This is a genomic window from Microbacterium paraoxydans (assembly GCF_019056515.1).
In the GTDB taxonomy this organism is placed as follows: Bacteria; Actinomycetota; Actinomycetes; order Actinomycetales; family Microbacteriaceae; genus Microbacterium.
In genome coordinates, this window is sequence record NZ_CP064873.1 from 162,272 (window position 1) to 184,587 (window position 22,316).

The window sequence follows — 22,316 nt, forward strand, 5'->3', positions numbered from 1 at the left end:
AGGATCGGGGAATGGCTGACGACGCGGAGAAGACCTCTCGGGAGGACGCCGCCTTCATGACCTCGGCCATGCTCAAGGCCTACTCGCACCCGCTGCGCCGCCAGATCCTCCGCCTCATCGCACGCCGCGGTTTCCTGCGCGCCGCGGACATCGCCGGTGCGCTCGACGTGCCGGCCAACAGCGCCAGCTTCCACCTGCGGGTGCTCGCCGAGGCGGGGCTCATCGAGGAGGCTCCGGAGCAGGCCAGAGACCGCCGCGACCGCGTGTGGACGGGACGCAAGGGGGCCCTCACCGTCGGCGGTCCGGAGAATCCGGTCGCGGACGAGGCGCTCGGCGATGCGGTGGTGGCCGCGCTCGCAGAGGACCACGTCGACCTGCTGCGCCGGGTGGTGGCCTGGACGCCCGAGTACGTGTCCGGTCGCACCGCCGAGGTGCATGCGTCGTTCGTGCAGCGCACCATCCGACTGACCGAGGCCGAGTTCGACGACGTGATGCACAAGATCGATGACGTGCTCTCCGCCGCCGACGACGCGCACGACGACACCGACCCCGCGGGCCGTCACTGGCAGCTGGACATCGTCGTCGCCGACGACACCATCTGACTCACTCGTCTTCGTCGTCGAGGCGCTCGCCGCTGAGGATGAGGATGCGGCGGAGGTGCATCGCCGTGAGCACGCCCGGTCCCATCGAGCTGCGCACGTCGAACGTGCGGTCGTCGACCTTCTCCAGCAGGAGCCGGATCGCCCGCGCCGCCTCCGCGCGGCGGCGGTGCGCCGCGCTCGAGGCGGGGTCGTCCTCCGCGATGACGTCGGCGACGGCGTGGCAGGCCGCCGACAACGGCTCGGGCAGCGCCGGATCCAGGGGCATGGCCGCCGGACGCTTCCAGATCGTGTCGGCCGTCGCGTCGGCGATGTCCCGGATGAGGTGCGCGATGCGGTCGAGCGTGGAGAGCTGCTCGTGGATGTGGGCGGTGCCCGCATGCCGGCGTCGCGCGCGCGGGTTGTAGCGGACGCTCTCGTCGGCCTCGGCCAGGGCGGCACGGAGGTCGGCGGTGGTCTCGGCGAGCGCTGCGGCATCGTCGGCCCACTGTGCGGTCTCCGGCGGCCAGGACTCCGAGACCGCGGAGCCGATGTCGTGGAGGTGCCCGGCGAGCTGTCGTCGGAACTCCTCCACCCGCGCCTCGGCCGATCCGATGAGCGGGGCGGGGGCGAAGAGGAGGTTCACCACCAGACCGATGACGATCCCGACCCCCATCTGGGCGAGGTAGCCGAGGGAGTAGTCGTCCGCGTTCTGACCGCCGATGATGAGCACGAACAGCGCCGCCATCGGGACGTACTCCTTGCCGACGCCGAACCAGCCGGTGCCGGAGACGAGGACGCCGAGGCCGACCACGAGGGGGATCGTCCACCACGTCGGCCCGACCGTGAGCACGATCAGCGCGGCCAGACCGATGCCGGTGGCCAGACCGAACAGGGTCTGCAGGCTCGACCGCATGGATCCCATGAGCGTGGGGTACATGCTCACGAGCGCGCCCAGGGGAGCGTAATACGGGTACTCGTCGGTGACCCCCGGCATGTGCGGCGCGATCGTCCACGCGAGCCCGACGGCGAGTGCTGTCTTGGCCACGAGGAGCAGACGAGCGGGGCGGACGGCCTCGCGGACGGTGCGGGCGAGGTACGAGCGGCGTTCGCGGACGCGCAGGCGCGAGAGATCGGGCGTCACGTCATCCTCTCCTCGCGGCGGTCGGGTGGTCCTGTCCGGCGAGGATAGGGCCGCAGGCGGCGTGCGGCCACCGGGTTGCCCCGGCTCCGGTCGCCGGGTAGAGGGCGGCTGGACGCGGATGCCGCGACCGCGCGGGGTGCGCGGCCGCGGCATCCGCGGATTCCGGACCGTCCCTCAGGGCGTGGCTCGACGGAACGCGAGGAACGAGATGACGCTGAGGACGGCGACGACCACGAGCCCCCAGAGGGCGAGGCCCACGGCCCCGAGGTCGAGGATGCCGAGCCACACGTCGCCCCATAGCTCGAGCCGTGTCACGAGGAACACGACCCCCACGAGGAGGAGCGCCAGGGCGACGCCGACGATGGTGAGCACCATCGGACCCCAGCTCTTGTAGATCGTCGCGCCGGTGAACCCGACCACGAAGAAGAACAGCGCGAGCGTGAAGTAGACGACGAAGGCGCCGAGCGGGCCGGCTTCCCACAGCCACGGCAGGTGGAACACCCAGCCGTTCACTCCGTACCCGTTCGTGGCCAGCTCGATCGCGCCGCCCAGGAGGAAGAGGATCCCGAGCAGCGCGCTGCCGAGGATCGCGGTCAGCAGCGTTCCGATGAAGAACTCGCGCCGCGTGACGCTCATGGCCTGCGAGAACGGGAAGGTCAGCGTCATGGCCGACAGCCCGATTGCGAAGAAGTACCACAGCGGGGCCTGGCCGCCTCCGCCGTACTTGGGGGCGTCGCCGGGGATCATCGCGTAGATGAGGACCGAGATCACCACGGCCGAGGCGAGGATGATCAGCGGCACCCAGACGAAGGTCTGCCGGTTGATGAGCTGCAGGCGGATGACGTTGAGTGTGCGTCGCATCAGCGGACTCCTTCCGTGGTGGCGTCGGCTCTGGTGCCGGAGCGGGTCTCGGCCTTCTGGGTGAGGCGGACGATGAGCTGCTGCAGCGAGACGGGGGCGAGGTCGAGGCCGGCGGCCCGCACCTCCGCGCGATCGTCGGCGGTGAGCGCACCGAGCACGGTGACGGAGGCGACGCGGCCGAGCTCGTCCCGGTGCAGCACCTCGCGATCGCCGACCCAGGCGTCGACCTTCGCGGCATCCCCGACGACGGTCACGGCGCGGTCGCGGACGGCATCCGTGTCCTCGTTGAGGAGGATCTGGCCGTTGTCGATCACGATGACCTTCTCGATGAGGTTCGCGACCTCGTCGATCAGGTGCGAGGAGAGGATGATCGTGCGCGGGTGCTCCGCGTAGTCCTCCACGAGGCGGTCGTAGAAGATCTGCCGGGCGACCGCGTCGAGCCCGAGGTACGGCTCGTCGAAGAACGTGATCTCGGCGCGGGAGGCCAGGCCGATGATGACGCCGACCGCGGAGAGCTGCCCGCGGGAGAGCTTCTTGATGGTCTGCTTCATCGGCAGCTGGAACTCCGCGATGAGCTCGTCCGCGAGGCCCTGGTCCCAGTGCGGGAAGAACAGGCGCGCGGCGGCGAACGCGTGCCGCGGGGTCGCATCGTCCGGGTACTTCTGGCTCTCCCGGACGAAGCAGATCCGGCCGAGCACATGGGCGTTCTCGTACGGGTGCTCGCCGAACACCTTCACGGTGCCGGAGGATTCGAAGTTCTGGGCCGTGAGGATCGACATGAGTGTCGTCTTCCCGGCGCCGTTGCGGCCGAGGAGCCCGTAGATCGAGCCTCCCTCGAGAGCGAGCGACACGTTGTCGAGCGCCCGCTTCTCCTTGTAGCGCTTGGTGAGGTTCTGCACCTCGATGACGGCGGTCATGCGGGGTTCTTCCCTTCTGGGGTGGGGGCGGATGCGGCGCGCTGCCGGAGCAGGTCCGCGAGGTCTTCCGCGCCGAGGCCGAGCGTGCGGGCCTCCGCGAGGAGCGGGTCGATGTAGCGGTCGGCGAAGGCCGCGCGGCGCTCGCCGAGGAGCAGCTCCCTGGCGCCTTCCGAGACGAACATGCCGATGCCTCGGCGCTTGTGGAGCACTCCCTTGTCGGTGAGCATGGCGACTCCCTTCGCAGCGGTGGCGGGGTTGATGCGGTAGAACGCGGCGAGCTCGTTCGTCGAAGGGGCCTGCGCCTCCTCGGCCAGCGAGCCGTCGAGGATGGAGTCCTCGATCTGCTCGGCGATCTGGAGGAAGAGCGGCTTGCCTTCTTCGATCACGAGTCCTCCGTGGTTGCTGGGTTACTTACTTGACTAAGTAACCACGGAACCGGCCACGGTGTCAACCCCTCTGGATGTGGGCGGGCACAGCTTCGGAGATATCCGTCGACATGCCGCCCGTCGGTCGGTTCCGGCGGCGTGTCGGCGGTCAGCTCCGAAGTTGTGCACGGGGAGGGGGGTGGGGCGGGCCGCGTACAGTGGGCTGGTGCCGGAGTTCCCCTACAGCCGCCTGCGTCGCTGGCCCGACGTCGAGGCGGACAACCTCCAGGCCCACGATGCGACCGACCTCCTGCTCGTGGAGCGCGCACTCGCGCTCGACGTGCCAGGGGCGGAGACGGTCGTGATCGGTGACGAGTACGGCGCGATCACGCTGGCGCTCACGGCGGCCGGGCGCTCCGGTGTCCGGGTGCATCAGGACCTCTCGACCGGACGCCGCGCCCTCGCACGCAACGCGGAGGCGCTCGGAATCGGCGGGTTCGCGCCGCATGAGCTCGATGCCGATCTGCTCGCCGGAGCGAGACTGGTGCTGCTGCAGCTGCCGAAGGCCCTCGCCGAACTCGAGGAGATCGCCGACGCCGTGGCCCGCTGGGCCGCCCCGGAGGTGGTGCTCGTCGCGGGAGGCCGCGTGAAGCACATGTCCCTCGGTCAGAACGACGTCCTGGCGCGGAGCTTCGCCCACGTGCAGGCGCAGCGCGCCGAGCGGAAGTCGCGGCTGCTCGTCGCCGCTGGACCCCTCCCCGTACCGGAGTCCCCGTCGTTCCCGGTGTCGGCGCGGCACGGCGATCTCGTCCTCGTGGCCCACGGCGGCGCCTTCGCCGGACCCCGTCTCGACATCGGCACCCGCACGCTGCTCGATGTGCTCGACCTCGACGGGAACGATGCCGGCCGCCGCGTGCTCGACCTCGGCTGCGGGACGGGAGCGCTCGCCGTGTCCTGGGCGCGTGCTCGCCCGCAGGACCGGGTCGTCGCCACGGACCGCTCGGCCGCCGCCGTCGCCTCCGCCCGCGCCACCGCGTCGGCGAACGGGGTGGCCGATCGGGTCGAGGTCACGCACGATGATGCGGGCTCGGCGCTCGCCGCGGGGAGCTTCGACACGGTGCTCCTGAATCCGCCGTTCCACCTCGGCGCCAGCGTGCACACCGGCGCCGCGACCCGCCTGTTCGAGGCCGCCGCGCGCCTGCTCCGACCGGACGGGGAGCTGTTCACGGTGTACAACTCGAGCCTCGGCTACCGGGCCGAGCTGACACGGCTCATCGGCCCCACCGCGCAGCTCCGGCGCACCCCGAAGTTCACGGTGACGCGCTCCGTTCGTCGCCCGTGAGCACGGTGCGCCGAGATTGCTAGACGCTCGTACTATCCCCCGGTCAGCGCCGGAAACCCGGGCACGTCCGCAGTGCAGGATTTGCCGCTGACCGGCCATTTCGTTACGTTGGTCTGCGGGCCTGACGGCCCATAGACCAGTCCGCGGTCACGTCCTTCCTTCGATGAGCTGTGCGGCGAAGAGGCGTGGGCGTACGGTCGATCCCCTCTGCGGCGGATCCGAAATCCGCCGCCTGTGCCGCCACAGCGAAGACGTCGAACGGCCTCGTGAGGATCACCCGGGCGTGACCGAAGCAGGCTCAGCCACCCGAAGGCCGAGCCGCAGGGGAAACGTGTCCGAAACAGCACTCGAAGCGCGCCATCTGTACAAGGTGTTCGGGAGGAATCCGAGCGCCGCCGTCCGCCGGCTGAAGGCAGGGGAGAGCCGTGCCGCCGTCGCCGACGCGGGGACCGCCGCCGTCATCGACGCCAGCTTCACCGTCAACCGCGGTGAGATCTTCGTCATCATGGGCCTGTCCGGATCGGGCAAGTCCACCATCATCCGCATGCTCAACGGGCTGCACGACATCACCGCGGGCACCGTCACCGTGGGCGGCGACCCGATCACGGGCATTCCGGCCGCCCGCCTGCGGGAGATCCGCCGCGACCGCATCTCGATGGTGTTCCAGCACTTCGCGCTGCTGCCGCATCGCACGGTCGCCGCGAACGTCGCCTACCCGCTCGAGCTCAAGGGCGTCGGCAAGGCCGAGCGCCAGGCCAAGGCCGAGGAGATCCTCGCCCTCGTCGGGCTCGAGGGTCAGGGCGACAAGCTGCCGTCCGAGCTGTCCGGCGGCATGCAGCAGCGCGTGGGCATCGCCCGCGCCCTCGCGGCCGACAGCGACATCCTGCTCATGGACGAGGCCTTCAGCGCGCTCGATCCGCTGATCCGCCGCGAGATGCAGGAGCAGCTTCTGGAGCTGCAGCAGAAGCTCCAGAAGACCATCGTCTTCATCACGCACGACCTCAACGAGGCCATGTTCCTCGGTGACCGCATCGCCGTCATGCGCGACGGCCGCATCGTGCAGATCGGCACGCCGGAGGACATCCTCATGGACCCGGCGAACGACTACGTCGAGCAGTTCGTGCAGGACGTCGACCGTGCCCGGGTGCTCACCGCCGCCAACGTGATGGAGCGTCCGCGCCCCGTCGTCGCCGAGTCGGCCGGTCCTCGCACCGCGCTCCGCCAGATGCGCGACGCCTACATGTCGGCGACCTACGTGGTCGGCAAGGACCGCCAGCTCGTCGGCGTGGTCACCGACCGCGACGCCGTGAAGCTCGTGCGACAGGGCGCCACGCGCCTCGACTCGATCATCAAGCCGGTGCTGCAGAGCGTGCGCGAGGACGACGTCCTCATGAACCTGTTCGTCCCCGCCGTCGAGTCGCCGCTGCCCCTCGCGGTGACGGATGCCGACGGCCGCCTCGCGGGAGTGATCCCGCGCGTCACCCTGCTCGCGGCGCTCGGTCCCGGGCCCGGAGCGACCGAGGAGATCCTGCTGCCGATGACCCCCATGCCCCAGGCCGAGATCGACGCCGTGCTCGACGACGGATGGACAGCCGAGCCCGGTCCTTCGACGAGCTCAGGGACCCAGGATGGGTTCGGCTCAGGGACCCAGGGTGGGTTCGGGTCAGAGGCACAGGCGGAGGAGGTGCGCTGATGGACGGTTTCCGCATCCCCGTGGGCGACTGGGTCGCCGCCGGTGTCGACTGGATCACCGCCAACCTCGACGGCCTGCTCGACGCGGTCTCGTTCGTGGTGAGCTTCCTCGTCGACGGTCTCACCCGTCTGCTCCTCACGCCGCACTTCGCCGTGATCATCGTGATCGCGGCGCTGATCGCCTGGCTCGTGCGCTCGTGGCAGCTCGCCATCGGCACGATCCTGTCGTTCGGGCTCATCGTCGCCATGGACCTCTGGGTCCCGGCGATGCAGACGCTCGCCCTGGTGCTCGTCGCCGCCGTCGTGGCCGTGCTGATCGCGGTGCCGCTCGGCATCTGGTCGGCGCGCAATGCGACCGTGCGCGCGACGCTGAAGCCGGTGCTCGACTTCATGCAGACCATGCCGGCCTTCGTGTACCTGATCCCGGCGATCGTGTTCTTCGGCATCGGTGTGGTGCCCGGACTCGTCGCCACCGTGATCTTCGCGCTGCCTCCCGGCGTGCGCCTGACCGAGCTGGGCATCCGCGGCGTCGACGCGGAGACCGTCGAGGCCGGACACGCCTTCGGAGCCACGCCGGGGCAGATCCTCCGCGGGATCCAGCTTCCCCTCGCGATGCCGACCATCATGGCCGGCGTCAACCAGGTCATCATGCTCGCCCTGTCGATGGCGGTCATCGCCGGCATGGCCGGTGCCGACGGGCTCGGGAAGATGGTCGTCGAGGCGATCTCGACGATCAACATCCCCAAGGGTGTCGAGGCCGGACTGGGCGTCGTGCTCATCGCCGTGTTCCTCGACCGGGTGACCGCCGCTCTGGGCGCGCCCGGCGAGAACCGCTCCTCGCTCCTCGGCATGCTGAAGCGCCGCGGTTCGTCCCGGCCGTCCGCTCCCGTGGCGTCGGAGTCCGCAGCCTCCGCGCCCGCCGAGGAGGCCCCGACCGAATCCGAGCTCGCCCGCGCCTGAGCCCCCGCGTCCCCGTTTCCCTCCCACCCCGCTACGTCCGGTGCGGGACGGAAATGGGGCGCTGGGGCGCGGATCCCGGCACGGTTTCGATCCCGGCACAGCTGTCCCGCGGCCTCGTCCGCACCTCCTGAACCACATACGGAACGCAAGAGAGAGAGTCACATGAAGAAGAAGATCCTGACCATCACCGCCCTCGGGGCTGCCGCAGCGCTCACCCTCGCCGGATGCAGCGGCGACGGCGCCGGTGGCACGAGCGGCGGCGGCGACGGTGCCGAGGACAAGGGCACCATCACCCTCGGGTTCCTGCCCTCCTGGACCGACGGCCTCAGCACCGCCTACCTCCTCCAGGACCAGCTCGAGAAGATCGGCTACACGGTCGAGATGAAGACGCTCACCGAGGCCGGCCCGCTCTACACCGGGCTCGCACAGGGCGATGTCGACATGTACCCGTCGGCGTGGCCGGAACTCACCCACGCCTCCTACATGGACAAGTACGGCGACGACATCGAAGACCTCGGCACGTACTACGAGAACGCCAAGCTGACCCTCGCGGTGCCGGAGTACTCCGAGCTCACCTCGATCGAGGACCTCGCGGGCAAGGGCGCCGACTTCGACGGCAAGATCTACGGCATCGAGCCGGGTGCGGGCCTGACCGCCCAGACCCAGAAGATGATGCCCGAGTACGGCCTCGACGGCGAGTACGAGCTCGTCACCTCGTCGACCGCGGCGATGCTCACCGAGCTCAAGACCGCGACCGACAAGAAGGAGGACATCGTCGTCACGCTGTGGCGTCCGTTCTGGGCCAACGACGCCTTCCCCGTGAAGGACCTCGAAGACCCGAAGGGCGCCATGGGCAAGGCCGAGGGCCTGCACTTCCTCGGCACCGCGGGCTTCGCGGACGAGTTCCCGGAGGCGGCGGAGCTGATCGAGAAGATCAAGCTCGACGACGAGCAGTACGGCGCGCTCGAAGACCTCGTGGTCAACGAGTACGGCGAGGGCAAGGAAGCCGACGCGGTCGACGCCTGGCTCGAGGAGTACGGCGACCAGTTCGACTGGACCGTCACGAGCTGACACCCGTCGCACGTCTCGAAGGAGGGTCTCCCGCAGCGGGAGGCCCTCCTTCGTCATGGGTGACCCCACTTACATTCGGGGGCGGAAGGTGGAAGCATGGCGCGAAACCGGCGGGTCGACCGGCCCGCGGATGGGGGACACGACCATGTGCACAGGACTGAGCTTCACGACCGCCGACCACTACTTCGGGAGGAATCTCGATCTGGAGTTCTCGTACAACGAGACCGTGACCGTCACACCGCGGAACTTCCCGTTCCCGTTCCACCGGCTGCCGTCGATGCCGACGCACCACGCGATCATCGGGATCGCGACGATCGCCGACGGCTACCCGCTCTACTACGACGCGGTCAACGAGAAGGGGCTCGGCATGGCGGGGCTCAACTTCCCGGACAACGCGCACTACCCGGCGCCGGGGTCGGGGGACACCGAGGTCACCCCGTTCGAGTTCATCCCCTGGGTCCTCGGGCAGTTCGAGACGGTGGCCGAGGTGAAGGAGGCCCTCCGGTCGGTGAGTCTCGTGGACATCGACTTCAGCCCGGAGTTCCCGCTGTCCCCGCTGCACTGGATCATCGCCGACAAGAGCGCATCGATCACGGTCGAGAGCGTGCGCGGCGGCCTCAAGGTCTACGACAACCCGTGGGGCGTGCTCACGAACAACCCCACGTTCGACATCCAGAGCTTCCGACTCAACGACTATCAGCACCTCTCAAAGCGGCAGCCGGAGAACACGTTCGCCTCGGACGTGCCGATGGACCTCTACAGTCGCGGCATGGGCGGGATCGGGCTGCCGGGCGACCTGTCGTCGTCGTCGCGGTTCGTGAAGGCGGTGTTCACGCGCATGAACTCGGTGTGCGGCACGTCGGAGTCGGAGTCGATCAGCCAGTTCTTCCAGATCCTCGGCTCTGTCGCCCAGCAGCGCGGGTGCGTGCAGGTCGGCGACGAGGAGAAGTACGAGATCACCATCTACTCGTCGTGCGCCAACACGGCGACGGGCGTGTACTACTACACGACCTACGAGAACAGCCAGATCACCGGTGTGGACATGCACAAGGAGGATCTCGACGGCTCCGAGCTCGCGGCGTACCCGCTCGTGAAGGGGCAGCAGATCGCGATGCAGAACTGATCTCCGCTCCGCGCAACCCCCTCATCGGGAGGGCGGCCGCGGCGTAGCCTGTGGCCGTGGACGGGTTCGCGGCGGTCGACTTCGGGTTCGCCCGCGAGGTCCTGCAGCGGGGCATCGCGGCGCTGTACCTCGTCGCGTTCGTCTCGACGCTCAACCAGTTCCGTCCGCTCCTCGGTGAGCACGGACTCCTGCCCGCGCCCGTGCTGCTGGACTGGGTGGCGCAGAAGCGCGAGCGCCGGAAGCTGCTGCACCCGACGCTCTTCACCCGCGTTCGCTACACCGACCGGCGTCTGGTCGCGCTGTGCGGGGCGGGAATCGTCATCGCCGCCCTGCTCATCGCCGGGGTGCCGCAACTCGGACCACCGTGGGTGCCGATGCTCGCCTTCCTCGTCCTGTGGTTCGGCTACATGTCGGTGGTGAGCATCGGGCAGACGTTCTACTCGTTCGGGTGGGAGATGCTGCTGCTGGAGGCGGGGTTCCTCGCGGCCTTCCTCGGCTCGAACGACCAGCCGCCGCCGACCGTGGTGATCGTGCTGTTTTGGTGGCTGCTGTTCCGGCTGGAGTTCGGCGCCGGGATGATCAAGATCCGCGGCGGACGGGAGTGGCGCGACCTCACCGCGATGACCTTCCACCACGAGACCCAGCCGATGCCCGGGCCGCTGAGCCGCCAGGCGCATCTGCTGCCGCGGTGGTTCCACAAGCTCGAGGTCGTCGGGAACCACGTCGCGCAGCTCGTGGTGCCGTTCTTCCTCTTCGCCCCGCTGCTGTCGCTGTGGCTCCCCGACAGCGGTGGCTGGGCCCCTGAGCTTGTCGAAGGGGTCGCGTGGGTCGGCGCCGTCGCCGCCGGGATCGTGATCGCGACGCAGCTGTGGCTCGTGCTCACCGGGAACTTCGCGTGGCTGAATTGGGCGACGATCGTGCTCGGGTTCTCCGCGATCGGCCTCCCCGGCATCGGGGCTCCGGAGCGGACGCCGGAGACCTCGCTGCCGTGGACGGTGTCCGGCATGCCGCTGTGGTGGGTCGTGGTGACCTCGGCGGTCGGCGTGCTGTTCGTAGTGCTGAGCGTGCCCGCCGTGCGCAACCTCTTCGCGCGACGACAGCTCATGAACGCGAGCTTCCACCGCTGGCAGCTCGCCAACGCCTACGGAGCCTTCGGCACGGTCACGCGGGAGCGGATCGAGATCGTCGTGGAGGGGTCGGACGATGAGGAGGGCCGGCACTGGCGCGAGTACGAGTTCCGCGGGAAGCCCGGGGACGTGCGGCGGATCCCGCGGCAGTTCGCCCCGTATCACCTGCGGCTGGACTGGCTGATGTGGTTCCTGCCGCTCGGGCACTCGCTGGACGACTGGTTCTCCGTGTTCCTCGTGCGGCTGCTGGAGGCGGATGCCCCGACGCTGCGGATGCTGCGCGTGGACCCCTTCCACGGCGAGCGGCCGCGGTGGGTGCGCGCCGTGACGTACCGCTACCGCTTCACGACCCGCGCCGAGCACCGTGCCGACGGCGCCGTCTGGGTCCGGACCGGTCGCCGCGTGGTGCTCGGTCCGGTCGGCCTCCGCTGACTTCGAGTCGCGCACTGTGCGGCAAATCCGGGCCGGATGGAGCCATTCAGGCGATTCGAACGGCCGCCGAGCGCGGCGAAACGCCCCGGCCGGGGAGAGTCCCCGGTCGGAGCGTTCCGTCTCGCTGAGCGTCGATCAGCTGACCTTCTTCCGGTACGAGATGATCGCGAACACGTAGGCGACTACGAGGATCCCGACGCACCAGGCGAGAGCGACCCAGATGTCGGACCCGACCGGCTCCCCCGCGAACAACGCCTGGATGGAGTCGACGATCGAGGTCACCGGCTGGTTCTCGGCGAACCACTGCACCGGTGCCGGCATGGTGTCGGTCGGCACGAACGCCGAGCTGATGAAGGGGAGGAAGATCAGCGGATACGAGAAGGCGCTCGCGCCGTCGACCGTCTTGGCGTTCAGGCCCGCGATGATCGCCAGCCACGTGAGTGCCAGTGTGAACAGCATCAGGATGCCGATCACTCCGAGCCAGGCCCAGACGCTCGCGCCGGTGCGGAAGCCCATGAGGAACCCGACCCCGAAGATGATCGCGAGGGTGATGGCGTTCGCCGTGAGAGATGTCAGCACGTGGGCCCACAGCACGCTCGACCGGGCGATCGGCATGGAGTGGAACCGCTCGAAGATGCCGCTCTGCATATCGGTGAACAGCCGGAACGCCGTGTAGGCGATGCCCGACGCGATCGCGATGAGCAGGATGCCCGGCAGCAGGTAGTTCACGTAGTTCTCGGCGCCGGTGCTCTGCTGGAGCGCGCCGCCGAAGACGTACACGAACAGGAGCATCAGAGCGATCGGGGTGACCGCGGTGGTGATGATCGTGTCGGGGCTGCGGAAGATGTGCCGCATCGAGCGGCCGGTGAGCGTCGCCGTGTCGGCGGCGAAGTGCGTGGTCATGCTGCATCTCCTCTCTGGACCTGGGTCCCTGCCTGGGTCCCTGAGCTCGTCGAAGGGGTCGAAGGGGATGAGGGGCCGATGAGGGTGAGGAAGATCTCCTCGAGCGTGGGCTGCTTCTCGACGTACTCGACCTTCGCGGCCGGAAGCAGCCGCTTGAGTCCGGCGAGCGTGTCGTTCGCGATGATGCGGCCCTCGTGCAGGATCGCGGTGCGGTCGGCCAGCTGCTCCGCCTCGTCGAGATACTGCGTGGTGAGCAGCACGGTCGTGCCACCGCCCGCGAGCTCCTTCACGACGTCCCACACCTCGATGCGCGACTCGGGGTCGAGGCCCGTGGTCGGCTCGTCGAGGTAGATGACCTCGGGGTCGCCGACCAGGCTCATCGCGATGTCGAGCCGTCGCCGCATCCCGCCGGAGTACGTGCCGACCTTGCGGCCCCCGGCCTCCGTGAGCCGGAAGCGCGCGAGAAGCCGATCGGCCACCGCGCCGGCGTCGGGCAGATGCCGCAGCTTCGCGACCAGCACCAGGTTCTCGCGTCCGGTGAGGATCTCGTCGACCGCGGCGAACTGTCCGGTGAGGCTGATGCGCTCGCGCACTCCGACCGGGTTCGCCGCGACGTCGATGCCCTGCACCGTCGCCGTGCCCGCATCGGCCGTGAGCAGCGTGGAGAGGATGCGCACCATGGTGGTCTTGCCCGCGCCGTTCGACCCGAGGAGGGCGAAGATCGATCCCCGCTCCACGTCGAAGTCGACGCCGCGCAGCACGTGCAGATCCTTGTACGACTTCTCGATGCCGTGCACCGAGAGGGCTGGCGTCGTCATGACTCGTCCTCCTTCTTCCTCGCCTCCGCGACCGCCTTGTTCAGCCGCGCGCGCTCCTTGTCGACCCACTGCGTGCCGCCGTAGGCCTCGGCGTAGTTCTCGGCGAACTCCACGGGGTCGTCGCCGATGATGTCGTCGATCGGGGTGCCGTCGATCGCGGCGCGCTCCCACAGGTCGGCGAGGTCGAGGAAGATCTGCACGAGCGTGTCTCCGTCGGTGATGCCCCCGTAGTACATGGTGTAGCGGTGCTGGGCGTTGGCGACCGTGCGGTACGGCTCCGGCAGAGCCTCGATCCGCGCCTTCGCCTGCTTGTACTGCTTCTTCTGCTCGAGCGATCCGGTGAGCGCTTCGATCCACTTGGCGGCCATGTCAGTTCTCCTTGTTCGTGGTGTTCGTGGTGTTCGTGTTGAGTCGTTCGATGTGCGTCCGGAGGAAGTCCCAGGTCGTCCAGAACTCCTCCAGCTCCTGGCGGCCCTGCGCGTTGAGGGTGTACACCTTGCGGGGCGGTCCCTTCTCGCTCGGCACCTTCTCGACGTCGACGAGCTTCTTCTGCTCGATCCTGACCAGCAGGGCGTAGACGGTGCCCTCGGCGGTGTCGGTGAAGCCGTGCTCGCGCAGCCGGGTGGTGATCTCGTATCCGTAGGCCGGCTGCTCGGCGAGGAGGGCCAGCACGATGCCCTCCAGGGTGCCCTTGAGCATCTCGGTCATCTGCTTGCCCATCGTCCCCTCCTCTCATTCCTGTGTCTTTCATTCGGTACTCAGTGTTGCTGGGTACCGGTACAAAGTAACACTGAGTACCGGTACTTAGCAACACCGAATACTGAACTTTCTCATCCCTCTTTTCCGCCGAGACCCCGGGTACGCGGCGAGACCCCGGGCGACAGACGCAGAAACCCCGGGGTGTCGACGACAACCCGGGGTCTCGGCAGAAAGAAGAGGAGGGCGCATCGGGATCCCGGTGCGCCCTCCGGCGTGCGCCCGGGGTGAAAACGAGGGGTGAATTCCTCCGCTTCGGCCGGAGGGCTCCGCGGCGGACCGGCAGGCTGGCGGAGGCCCGGACCGAGTCCACCCTGCCCGAAAGGGTGCTCGGCGGTCGCCTGAGGGGGCGGGGGCTTCCGTGTGCGCGGATGCGTGCCGGAACGCGATGAATGGGGAGAGCAGTCATGGGATTCCGTGTTGCCCGCAAGGACCGCACGTCCGATGGCCTTCCGCCGGAGCGGCACAGCCGCTGGCGGGGCCGGACGAAGAGGCTGATCGGCGGTGCCGTGAGCACGGCGCTCGTCGCGTCGTCGATGATCGTCGTCGGCGGGACGCTGACCGCCGCACCGGCCGCCGCGGCGGAGCCGTTCCTGTGCACGCCGGGAGCGGTGTACGTGCAGAGCGCCACCGAGGTGCGTGAGTTCGCCGTGAACGAGCAGGGCGGTGCCCCCGGCGACGGCGGCACGCTCAGCTCCATCAACCTCGGCACCAACCACTCGAACAACGCCCTCGGCCTCTCGTCGAGCGGGCGGTACGCCTACACGGTCACCAACGCCGCCGGTACCAAGACGCTCGCCAAGCATGACCGCGTCACCGACACGACCGCGCAGACGACGTTCACGCTGAACTCCTCGGTGCTGCGCGGCGCCGTGCACCCCGTGACGGGCGTTTACTACTTCGCCAGCGGCACGGTGAACGGCGCCATCAACCTCTACGCGTGGAACGAGAACGTCACGCCGCAGACCTACACGCAGGTCGGAACCCTCCGTCCGACCACGGGCAGCAGCGCGTTCGGCGCCAACGGCGACATGGCCTTCAGCGCCTCCGGTCAGCTCGTGCTCGTCGCCGACAACTTCATCTACTCCTCCGACCTCCCGGCCACGCTCGAACCCAGCACCGCGACGATCGACGCCAAGCAGGTGCACGACATGGGCGCCGGCGTGCAGGGCAACGGCATCGCCTTCGGAAACCTCGGCCACATCTTCGTCTCGGTCTCCGGTGGCGGCAACCGCATCATCGAGGTCGACCTGCCGCGCGGGGAGACGGTCAACACGACCCAGCTGGGCACCTTCTCGCCGACCGACATGGCGAGCTGCACGTTCCCGAACACGCTGACGCTGAAGAAGGACCTCCCCGAGGGCCGTCACGCCGCGACGGACCAGTTCGGGCTTCGCGTGCAGTCCCCGGCCGGTTACCAGGTCGCGCAGACCGACGCCGTCACCCGCGGCGACCGCTCCGGTCTGCAGCCGGACTACGCCGGTCCCGTCTTCACGAATCAGGGCGACACCTTCCGGCTCTCCGAATCGGCGGCGGGCTCGACCGACCTCACGAAGTACGACGCCTCCCTCGTCTGCCGGCAGGTGAACGCCGACGGCTCGACCACCCCGGTGGCCGTCACCGCGGACGGGCAGGTCACCCAGCCGGCCGGGCCGCTCGGCACCGACGTCACCTGCACCTACACGAACGTCCGCCTCGCGCCGGACCTCGCTCTCCGCAAGACCTCCGACCCCGCCGACGGCACTGCGGTGCAGGCCGGCCAGCGACTGACCTACACGGTGCAGGCCGAGAACACCGGCAACACCCGCCTCGACCCGGTCACCGTGACCGACGACCTGTCGGGTGTGCTCGCCAACGCCGAGTACCAGGGCGACGTGGTGACGGCGATCGACGGTGACCCGGTGTCGTCCGGCGCCGCCACCGTCACGGGCGACGACCTGTCCTGGACCGGCGCCCTCGAGCCCGGGCAGGTGCTCACGATCACCTACTCCGTCGTCGTCGACGAGGGCGTGGAGGGCGAGCGCATCGCCAACCGCGTCACCGCATCCGGCACCCCGCCCGGGGGCCTGCCCCCGACGACCCCACCGGCCGTCACCACCGAGCACCCGGTCGCCGGCTTCGAGGTCGCGAAGACCTCCGATCCCGCCGCAGGCACCGTGGTGGAGCCGGGCCAGACCATCGAGTACACCGTCACCGGCACGAACACCGGCGCGACCGTCCTCGACCCGGTGACCGTCACCGACGACCTCTCCGGCGTGCTCGCGAACGCCGCGTTCAACGACGACATCACGACCACGGTCGGCGGCACGACCGTGACCACGGGCGGTGCGACCCTGACCGGCAACGACCTCGCCTGGACCGGAACGCTCCAGCCCGGACAGACCGTGACGATCACGTACTCGGTGACCGTGGGCGACGACACCTCCGGCGAGATCCTGCGCAACAGCGTGACCGGATCGGGCACCCCGACCACCCCGAACCCGGGCGACCCGACCGGGCCGCAGGTTCCCGGTGAGCCGATCGTCCCGCCGACGGTCACCACCGAGCACCCCGTGATCGGCTCCGGCTTCACGATCTCGAAGTCGGCCGACCCCGCCTCCGGCACGGCCGTGTCGGCGGGCGACACGATCACCTACACGATCATCGGCACCAACACGGGCGACACCGACCTCGATCCCGCGGAGATCGTCGACGACCTGTCGGGCGTGCTCGGCTCCGCCGGCTACAACGACGACGTCACGGCCGACCGCGGCTCCGTGCGGGTCGCCGACGCCACCCTCACCTGGACCGGGGCCATCCCGCGCGGGGAATCGGTCACGATCCGCTACACGGTGACGGTGGATGCGGGTGTCGAGAAGGCCCTGCTGCACAACGTCGTCACCGGATCGGCCACGCCGCAGATCCCGACCGACCCCGCCGACCCCTCCGGAGCGAAGACCCCGGGGACCCCGATCGTCCCGCCCGCGGCGGAGACGGAGCACCCCGTCGTCGACACCGGCTTCGAGGTCTCGAAGTCGGCCGACCCGGCCTCCGGCACCGCCGTCCGCGCGGGCGACACCCTCACGTACACGGTCTCGGGCGTCAACACCGGCAACACGGTCCTCGACCCCGCGACCATCGTCGACGACCTCTCGGCGGTCCTCGCGAACGCGGAGTACGGCGGCGACGCGAAGGCCTCGTCCGGATCCGTCGCGCTCTCCGGCACCACGCTCACCTGGACCGGGACGCTCGCTCCCGGCGACCGCGTCGACATCACCTACACGGTGACGGTGGACGAGGATGCGACCGGCGTGCTGCTCCGCAACACGGTGTCCGGTGAGGGCACCCCGCTGATCCCGACCGACCCGACCGACCCGGAGAGCCCGACCACGCCGGGCACCCCGGTCGAGACCCCGCCGGCGACGACGGAGCACCCCGTCGCGACCCCCGGGTTCACCGTCACCAAGACGGCCGACCCGGAGTCGGGCACGCGCGTCGACCCCGGCAGCGTGATCACGTACACCGTGACCGGCCGCAACACGGGCGACACCGTCCTCGACCCCGTCGAGATCGGCGACGACCTGCGCGCGGCGCTGGCCCACGCGTCGTACAACGACGACGTGTCCGCCACCCGCGGCGCCGTCCGCGTGGCCGACGGCGCCCTCTCGTGGAACGGCGTGCTGCGTCCCGGCCAGGACGTCGTGATCACCTACTCGGTGACCGTCGACGCCACCGCCGGCGGCGAGACCATCGCGAACACGGCCACCGGAGAGGCGACCCCGCTGATCCCCGCCGACCCGAGCGACCCCGAGAGTCCCACGACTCCCGGCACGCCGATCACGCCGCCGCCGTCGAGCACGGAGCACCCCGTGAACGAGCCCGGCTTCACGTTCGCCAAGACCGTCGACCCCGCCGCCGGTACCGCTGTCGACCCGGGTGACGTGCTCACCTACACGCTGACCGCGGCCAACACGGGCCAGACGGTGCTCGACCCGGTGACGATCACCGACGACCTGTCCGGTGTGCTGCCGTACGCGACGTTCAACGCGGACGCCGTGGCGAGCATCGCAGGTGCTTCTGCGGCTCCCGCGACCCTGGACGGCACCGAGCTGTCGTGGACGGGAGCGCTCGCAGTCGGCCAGACCGTGACCGTCACCTACTCCGTGACCGTGAGCGCCGACGGCGTCGGCACCGTGATCGAGAACGCGGCGTCCGCGACGGCGACCCCGCCGGGAGGATCGACGATCACGCCGCCGCCCGGTGTCACGACCAACCCGGTCAACGAGCCCGGATTCTCCGTCTCGAAGAGCGTCGACCTGGCTGCGGGCACGGCGGTCGACCCGGGCACCGTCCTCACCTACACGGTGACCGGTGTGAACACGGGCGAGACGGCTCTCGACCCCGTCACCATCGCCGACGACCTCTCCGGTGTCCTGGCGCACGCGGAGTACAACGACGACGCGACCGCGACGATCGGCGGCACGGCGACGACCGCGCCGACGGTGGCCGCGGACCGGCTGTCCTGGACGGGTGCGCTGCAGGTCGGCGAGAGCGTCACGATCACGTACTCGGTGACCGTGCGCGCCGAGGCCGGCGGCGCCGTCCTCGAGAACTCGGCCTCCGGCTCGGCGACCCCGCCGGGTGGGGTGCCGCCGATCGAGACGCCGCCGGCGACGACCGAGAATCCCGTGAACAAGCCCGGCTTCGAGCTGCGCAAGTCCGCCGATCCCGCGTCCGGCACCCGGGTCGACCCGGGCAGCGTCGTCACCTACACGGTGACCGGCGTGAACACGGGGGAGACGGCGCTGACTCCGGTCCGCATCCTCGACGACCTGTCGGGCGTGCTCGCCCACGCCGCCTACAACGGCGACGCGACGGCGACCCTGAGCGACGGCACCGCGCCTGAGCCCGTCGTCGCGGACGACGAGCTCACCTGGGCCGGTGACCTCGCGGTCGGCCAGCGTGTCACGATCACCTACTCGGTGACCGTGCACGGCGACGCGGGCGGTGCGATCATCGCGAACACCGTCGAGGGCACGGCCACGCCTCCCGGCGGCGCCGAGCTGACCCCGCCGCCGGTGACGACGGAGAACCCCGTCGGCACCCCGGGCTTCACGTTCGTCAAGTCGTCCGACCCCGCGTCCGGCTCCGCCGTCGCGACGGGCAGCGTCGTGACGTACACGCTCACCGGCACCAACACCGGCGAGACGGGTCTGGACGAGGTCGTCGTCACGGACGACCTGACCGGAGTGCTGCGGCATGCCGACCTCCGCGGCACGGCGACCGCCACGGTGGGTGACCGTGTGGTGGCCGCGCCGACGATCGACGGCACGACGCTGCGCTGGACGGGCAGCCTCGCCGAAGGAGAGCGCGTCGTGATCACCTACGCGGTGACCGTGCACGCCGACGCGGCGGGGGCGACGCTGCGGAACGTGGCCACCGCCTCGGCCACGCCGCCGGGCGGGGAGACGATCACCCCGCCGACGAGCACGACCGAGAACCGGGTGCTGACGCCGCTCGCCCTCACCGGCGGACAGCTGGCACCGTGGATCCTCGGCCTCGCGATCGCCCTGCTGATCGGCGGCGCGGTGCTGCTGCTGGTGCGACGTCGCCGCATGCAGAGCTAGCGGTTTCCGAAGAAGGCCCCGCCCGTCGTCTCCGACGGGCGGGGCCTTCGTCATCCCGGGAGGAGTCCGTGCCGGGCGGCCTGTTCGAGCGCCTCCGTGCGGTTGGCCACGTCGAGCTTGCGGTAGATGCTGCGGAGCTGCGTCTTCAGGGTGTTCGGCGAGATCCGCAGCTCCGCGGCGATCTCGGGCAGCGGCGCCCCCGTGGTGAGTGCGTGCAGCACCACCTGCTCCCGCGAGGAGAGCTTCGGGCGCGCCGCGAACGACGGCAACGCCGAGCGGGTGGGCAGCGGCGGGTCGCCGACCGGAGCGAGGTCGGCCCGGACGGCGGCGAAGTCCTCGGCACCGAGCAGGGCCAGCGGAGTGCGCAGGTCCCGGTCGGCGAGCTGAGCGTGCAGCGCCTCGGTCACGGCCTGCGCAGCGGCGGGACTGACGCGGTGGAGCGCCGCACTGTGCACCGCGGCGGCCTCCGCGCGCTCGCGGGAGGTCGTCGGCTCGAGGCGCGTCGCGGCGAGCAGCCGCACCGCATCCGGAGCGCGACCGTCGATCAGGGCGATCCTGGCCCGTTCCAGGAGGGTGCCGAAGCGGTCGGTCCCGGCGTCGCGCTGCTTGATGCCGCGCGCGGCACGGACATCGCCGAGCGCCAGGTGCAGCAGGATCCGGGGGCGGCTCAGCGCCTGGCGCGCCGACGTCGACCCGGCCTCGCGCCCGCGCATCCGGGCGAACGACTCCAGCCGCTCCAGTCCGCCGGCGGCCTCGCCGTCGTGCAGCGCGATCCACGCCTCTACCGCCGCCATCGTCGTCCAGTGCTCGCTCGTCGCCCGGTGCGGCAGGAAGGCGCGCACGTGCTGCTTGGCCGCAGCGAGGTCGCCCTCCTCGACCGCGAGCATCGCCTCCGCGACGCGGTAGAACGTGCCGCGGTACCCGTCCAGCAGCGCGGGGTCCCACGAGCCGTCCCGGATGATCTCGACGTAGTGCCGCGCCTCCGGGAGGTCGCCGTTGAGGGCGTGGATCCCGCTGAGCAGGCTCACGGCGTGGAAGGCGTTTCCCGTGCCCTGGGACGCGGCGAGGGCGGCGGCCTCGGCGAAGAGGCGGAGGGCCTGCTCCCGGCGACCGCCGTAGTACAGCGAGATCCCGAGGTGCGTGCAGAGCAGCGGCATCTCGATCGCGTACTGCTCCCACTGCGACTCCGAGGTCTCCGTGTACAGCGCGAGCGCGCGGGCCGCGACCTGCCCGGCCCGCTCGGGCATCCCGACCACCCGCAGCGCCGCGCTCTCCGCGGTCCAGATGAACAGGCGCTCCGTCGGCGAGAGGGCGCTCCGCCGGGCGTTCGCGGCGGAGATCGCCATCCGCAGCAGCTGCAGGCCGCGCACCCGTCGGAGTCGGTTGGCGTTGAGGCAGATGCCCAGCAGCATCGCCACCAGCGGCTCCTGCTTGAGCCGAGCGAGGGGCAGGTCGCCCAGCAGCGCCACGACCCGGCGACCGTCGTGATCCAGAAGGTGGCTCCAGCCCGACATGATGACGTGGGCGGCGAGGTGGAGGTCGTCCTCCTCCATCGCCAGGCGGAGCCCCTCGAAGGGGGCGTCGCGCCGCAGCGCACCCTCGATCGCGAGGCGTCGGAGCAGGCGGATCTCGGCCGGGAAGCGCTCCAGGAGGTCGCGGCGCAGAAGGGCGCGAGCCGGCGCGGCGATCGTGAAGGTCCGGCGCCCGGATTCCGTGGACCACCGCCCGAAGCCGAACGCCTCGGCCTCGTCGAGGGCGGCGCCGATGTCCGGATCACTGCTGAGAGCCTGCGCCAACGGCAGATCGACCGTGTCCGTGATGCTGATCCGGATCAGGCCCTCGAGGACGCCGGCGCCGAACGTGCCCTCCTCCATGCGGCTGCGGAGGTAGTCGTCGACCGCCGCGGTCGCGACCTCCACGATCGTCGTGCCGTCGGGGACACGGCCGCGGAGGGCGACGGCGCGGATGACCGCCGCGAACCCCTCGGTCGCCTCCCGCACGGCGAGGGCGGTGTCCTCATCGACGTCGAGCGCGCGGCGGATCTCGTCCGTGTCGAAAGCGAGGTCCTCCGGAGAGATCAGCGCGGTGTCGATCACGAGGCCGATGCCGTCGCTGTCGAAGGGGCTGGGGCGGTTCGTGGCGACGATCAGGCGGACGTGCGGGGGGCCGGCGACCGTGCGGCACAGGTCGAAGACCGCATCCCGGTCGAGCGCGGCGGCGTCGTCGAGCACGAGGACGAGAGGCTCCTCGTGATCGCACAGGTACTGGGCGACGGCTGGCCATCCCTCCCCGGCGTCCGAGGCGGGATGACGGCCGCCGACGGCCTCGCCCGCGCTGCGCAGCACCCGCAGCAGGGCGGCGGCGAGGGCCGCGCTCGTCGCGAGCGCGGGCGTGGCCGTGAGCCACACGACGCGGTCGCGGGAGGTGAAGGCCCAGCCCACGAGGGCGGTGGTCTTCCCGGAGCCCGCGGCTCCGCGCAGCAGTGTGAGCGGAGCTCCCTCGTCCAGCGCGGCGTTCACCCGCGGACGTCCGATGACGTGCGCGGAAACCCGCGGCAACCTCTTGTCCCCTTGCGCGCCGAAAGCCGGCATCGTCCCTCCCCAGGTACGCATCCCCACCCC

17 protein-coding genes are annotated in these 22,316 nt (G+C 70.3%); 8 read left to right on the forward strand and 9 right to left on the reverse strand.

Annotation, left to right across the window (positions count from 1 at the left end; translation table 11 throughout):
- The first annotated feature begins 11 nt into the window (after positions 1-11).
- The gene (locus IZR02_RS00820) at positions 12-602 is read left to right on the forward strand and encodes a winged helix-turn-helix domain-containing protein (protein WP_025104185.1); all 591 of its coding nucleotides are present in this window, start codon (positions 12-14) and stop codon (positions 600-602) included.
- A 1-nt stretch (position 603) separates the two neighbouring features.
- Here IZR02_RS00820 and IZR02_RS00825 read toward each other — a convergent pair whose 3' ends face one another.
- From IZR02_RS00825 to IZR02_RS00840, 4 genes are all read right to left on the reverse strand, one after another.
- Entirely contained in the window at positions 604-1,722 is a 1,119-nt protein-coding gene (locus tag IZR02_RS00825; RefSeq protein WP_231729560.1) for an FUSC family protein, read from the reverse strand.
- Between the two features lie 174 nt (positions 1,723-1,896).
- Positions 1,897-2,583, reverse strand: coding sequence for a hypothetical protein (locus IZR02_RS00830; RefSeq protein WP_025104183.1), 687 nt, complete (start codon positions 2,581-2,583; stop codon positions 1,897-1,899).
- A complete protein-coding gene (locus IZR02_RS00835; RefSeq protein WP_025104182.1) occupies positions 2,583-3,500 on the reverse strand; it encodes an ABC transporter ATP-binding protein in 918 nt (305 codons plus the stop codon). Before IZR02_RS00835 ends, IZR02_RS00830 begins: the two co-directional genes overlap by 1 nt.
- Positions 3,497-3,886 carry a GntR family transcriptional regulator gene (locus IZR02_RS00840; RefSeq protein ID WP_025104181.1) on the reverse strand — a complete coding sequence of 130 codons (390 nt, stop codon included), beginning with the start codon at positions 3,884-3,886 and terminating at the stop codon, positions 3,497-3,499. Before IZR02_RS00840 ends, IZR02_RS00835 begins: the two co-directional genes overlap by 4 nt.
- A gap of 205 nt (positions 3,887-4,091) precedes the next feature.
- On the opposite strand from IZR02_RS00840, the gene IZR02_RS00845 reads away from it, so the two are divergent.
- The 6 genes from IZR02_RS00845 to IZR02_RS00870 all read left to right on the forward strand — a co-directional run bounded on the left by IZR02_RS00845 (position 4,092) and on the right by IZR02_RS00870 (position 11,612).
- Positions 4,092-5,207, forward strand: coding sequence for a class I SAM-dependent methyltransferase (locus IZR02_RS00845; RefSeq protein WP_025104180.1), 1,116 nt, complete (start codon positions 4,092-4,094; stop codon positions 5,205-5,207).
- 331 nt (positions 5,208-5,538) lie between these two features.
- Positions 5,539-6,900 (forward strand): quaternary amine ABC transporter ATP-binding protein, encoded by a 1,362-nt coding sequence (locus IZR02_RS00850; protein ID WP_025104179.1) that lies wholly within the window; start codon positions 5,539-5,541, stop codon positions 6,898-6,900.
- The gene (locus tag IZR02_RS00855) at positions 6,900-7,859 is read left to right on the forward strand and encodes an ABC transporter permease (RefSeq protein WP_025104178.1); all 960 of its coding nucleotides are present in this window, start codon (positions 6,900-6,902) and stop codon (positions 7,857-7,859) included. The genes IZR02_RS00850 and IZR02_RS00855 overlap by 1 nt, the downstream gene beginning before the upstream one ends.
- Before the next feature lie 162 nt (positions 7,860-8,021).
- A complete protein-coding gene (locus IZR02_RS00860) occupies positions 8,022-8,930 on the forward strand; it encodes a glycine betaine ABC transporter substrate-binding protein (RefSeq protein ID WP_025104177.1) in 909 nt (302 codons plus the stop codon).
- A 145-nt stretch (positions 8,931-9,075) separates the two neighbouring features.
- Positions 9,076-10,053 (forward strand): choloylglycine hydrolase, encoded by a 978-nt coding sequence (gene bsh / locus IZR02_RS00865; RefSeq protein WP_025104176.1) that lies wholly within the window; start codon positions 9,076-9,078, stop codon positions 10,051-10,053.
- A 56-nt stretch (positions 10,054-10,109) separates the two neighbouring features.
- Positions 10,110-11,612, forward strand: a complete 1,503-nt coding sequence (locus IZR02_RS00870) for a lipase maturation factor family protein (RefSeq protein WP_025104175.1) — start codon at positions 10,110-10,112, stop codon at positions 11,610-11,612.
- A gap of 135 nt (positions 11,613-11,747) precedes the next feature.
- On the opposite strand, the gene IZR02_RS00875 is transcribed toward IZR02_RS00870, so the two are convergent.
- Genes IZR02_RS00875 through IZR02_RS00890 form a run of 4 tightly spaced genes read right to left on the reverse strand, consistent with a single transcriptional unit; the run spans position 11,748 to position 14,053 of the window.
- Entirely contained in the window at positions 11,748-12,515 is a 768-nt protein-coding gene (locus IZR02_RS00875) for an ABC transporter permease (protein ID WP_025104174.1), read from the reverse strand.
- Positions 12,512-13,333: an ABC transporter ATP-binding protein gene (locus IZR02_RS00880; protein ID WP_025104173.1), complete on the reverse strand. Its 822-nt coding sequence runs from the start codon at positions 13,331-13,333 to the stop codon at positions 12,512-12,514. The genes IZR02_RS00875 and IZR02_RS00880 overlap by 4 nt, the downstream gene beginning before the upstream one ends.
- Positions 13,330-13,701 (reverse strand): DUF1048 domain-containing protein, encoded by a 372-nt coding sequence (locus IZR02_RS00885; protein WP_025104172.1) that lies wholly within the window; start codon positions 13,699-13,701, stop codon positions 13,330-13,332. Before IZR02_RS00885 ends, IZR02_RS00880 begins: the two co-directional genes overlap by 4 nt.
- Before the next feature lies 1 nt (position 13,702).
- Positions 13,703-14,053 carry a PadR family transcriptional regulator gene (locus IZR02_RS00890; RefSeq protein ID WP_025104171.1) on the reverse strand — a complete coding sequence of 117 codons (351 nt, stop codon included), beginning with the start codon at positions 14,051-14,053 and terminating at the stop codon, positions 13,703-13,705.
- Between the two features lie 443 nt (positions 14,054-14,496).
- On the opposite strand from IZR02_RS00890, the gene IZR02_RS00895 reads away from it, so the two are divergent.
- Positions 14,497-19,695, forward strand: coding sequence for an isopeptide-forming domain-containing fimbrial protein (locus IZR02_RS00895; protein ID WP_217316540.1), 5,199 nt, complete (start codon positions 14,497-14,499; stop codon positions 19,693-19,695).
- A gap of 50 nt (positions 19,696-19,745) precedes the next feature.
- Here the strand turns inward: IZR02_RS00895 and IZR02_RS00900 are convergent, their stop codons facing one another.
- The gene (locus IZR02_RS00900) at positions 19,746-22,214 is read right to left on the reverse strand and encodes a helix-turn-helix transcriptional regulator (RefSeq protein WP_025104169.1); all 2,469 of its coding nucleotides are present in this window, start codon (positions 22,212-22,214) and stop codon (positions 19,746-19,748) included.
- Positions 22,215-22,316 lie beyond the last annotated feature (102 nt).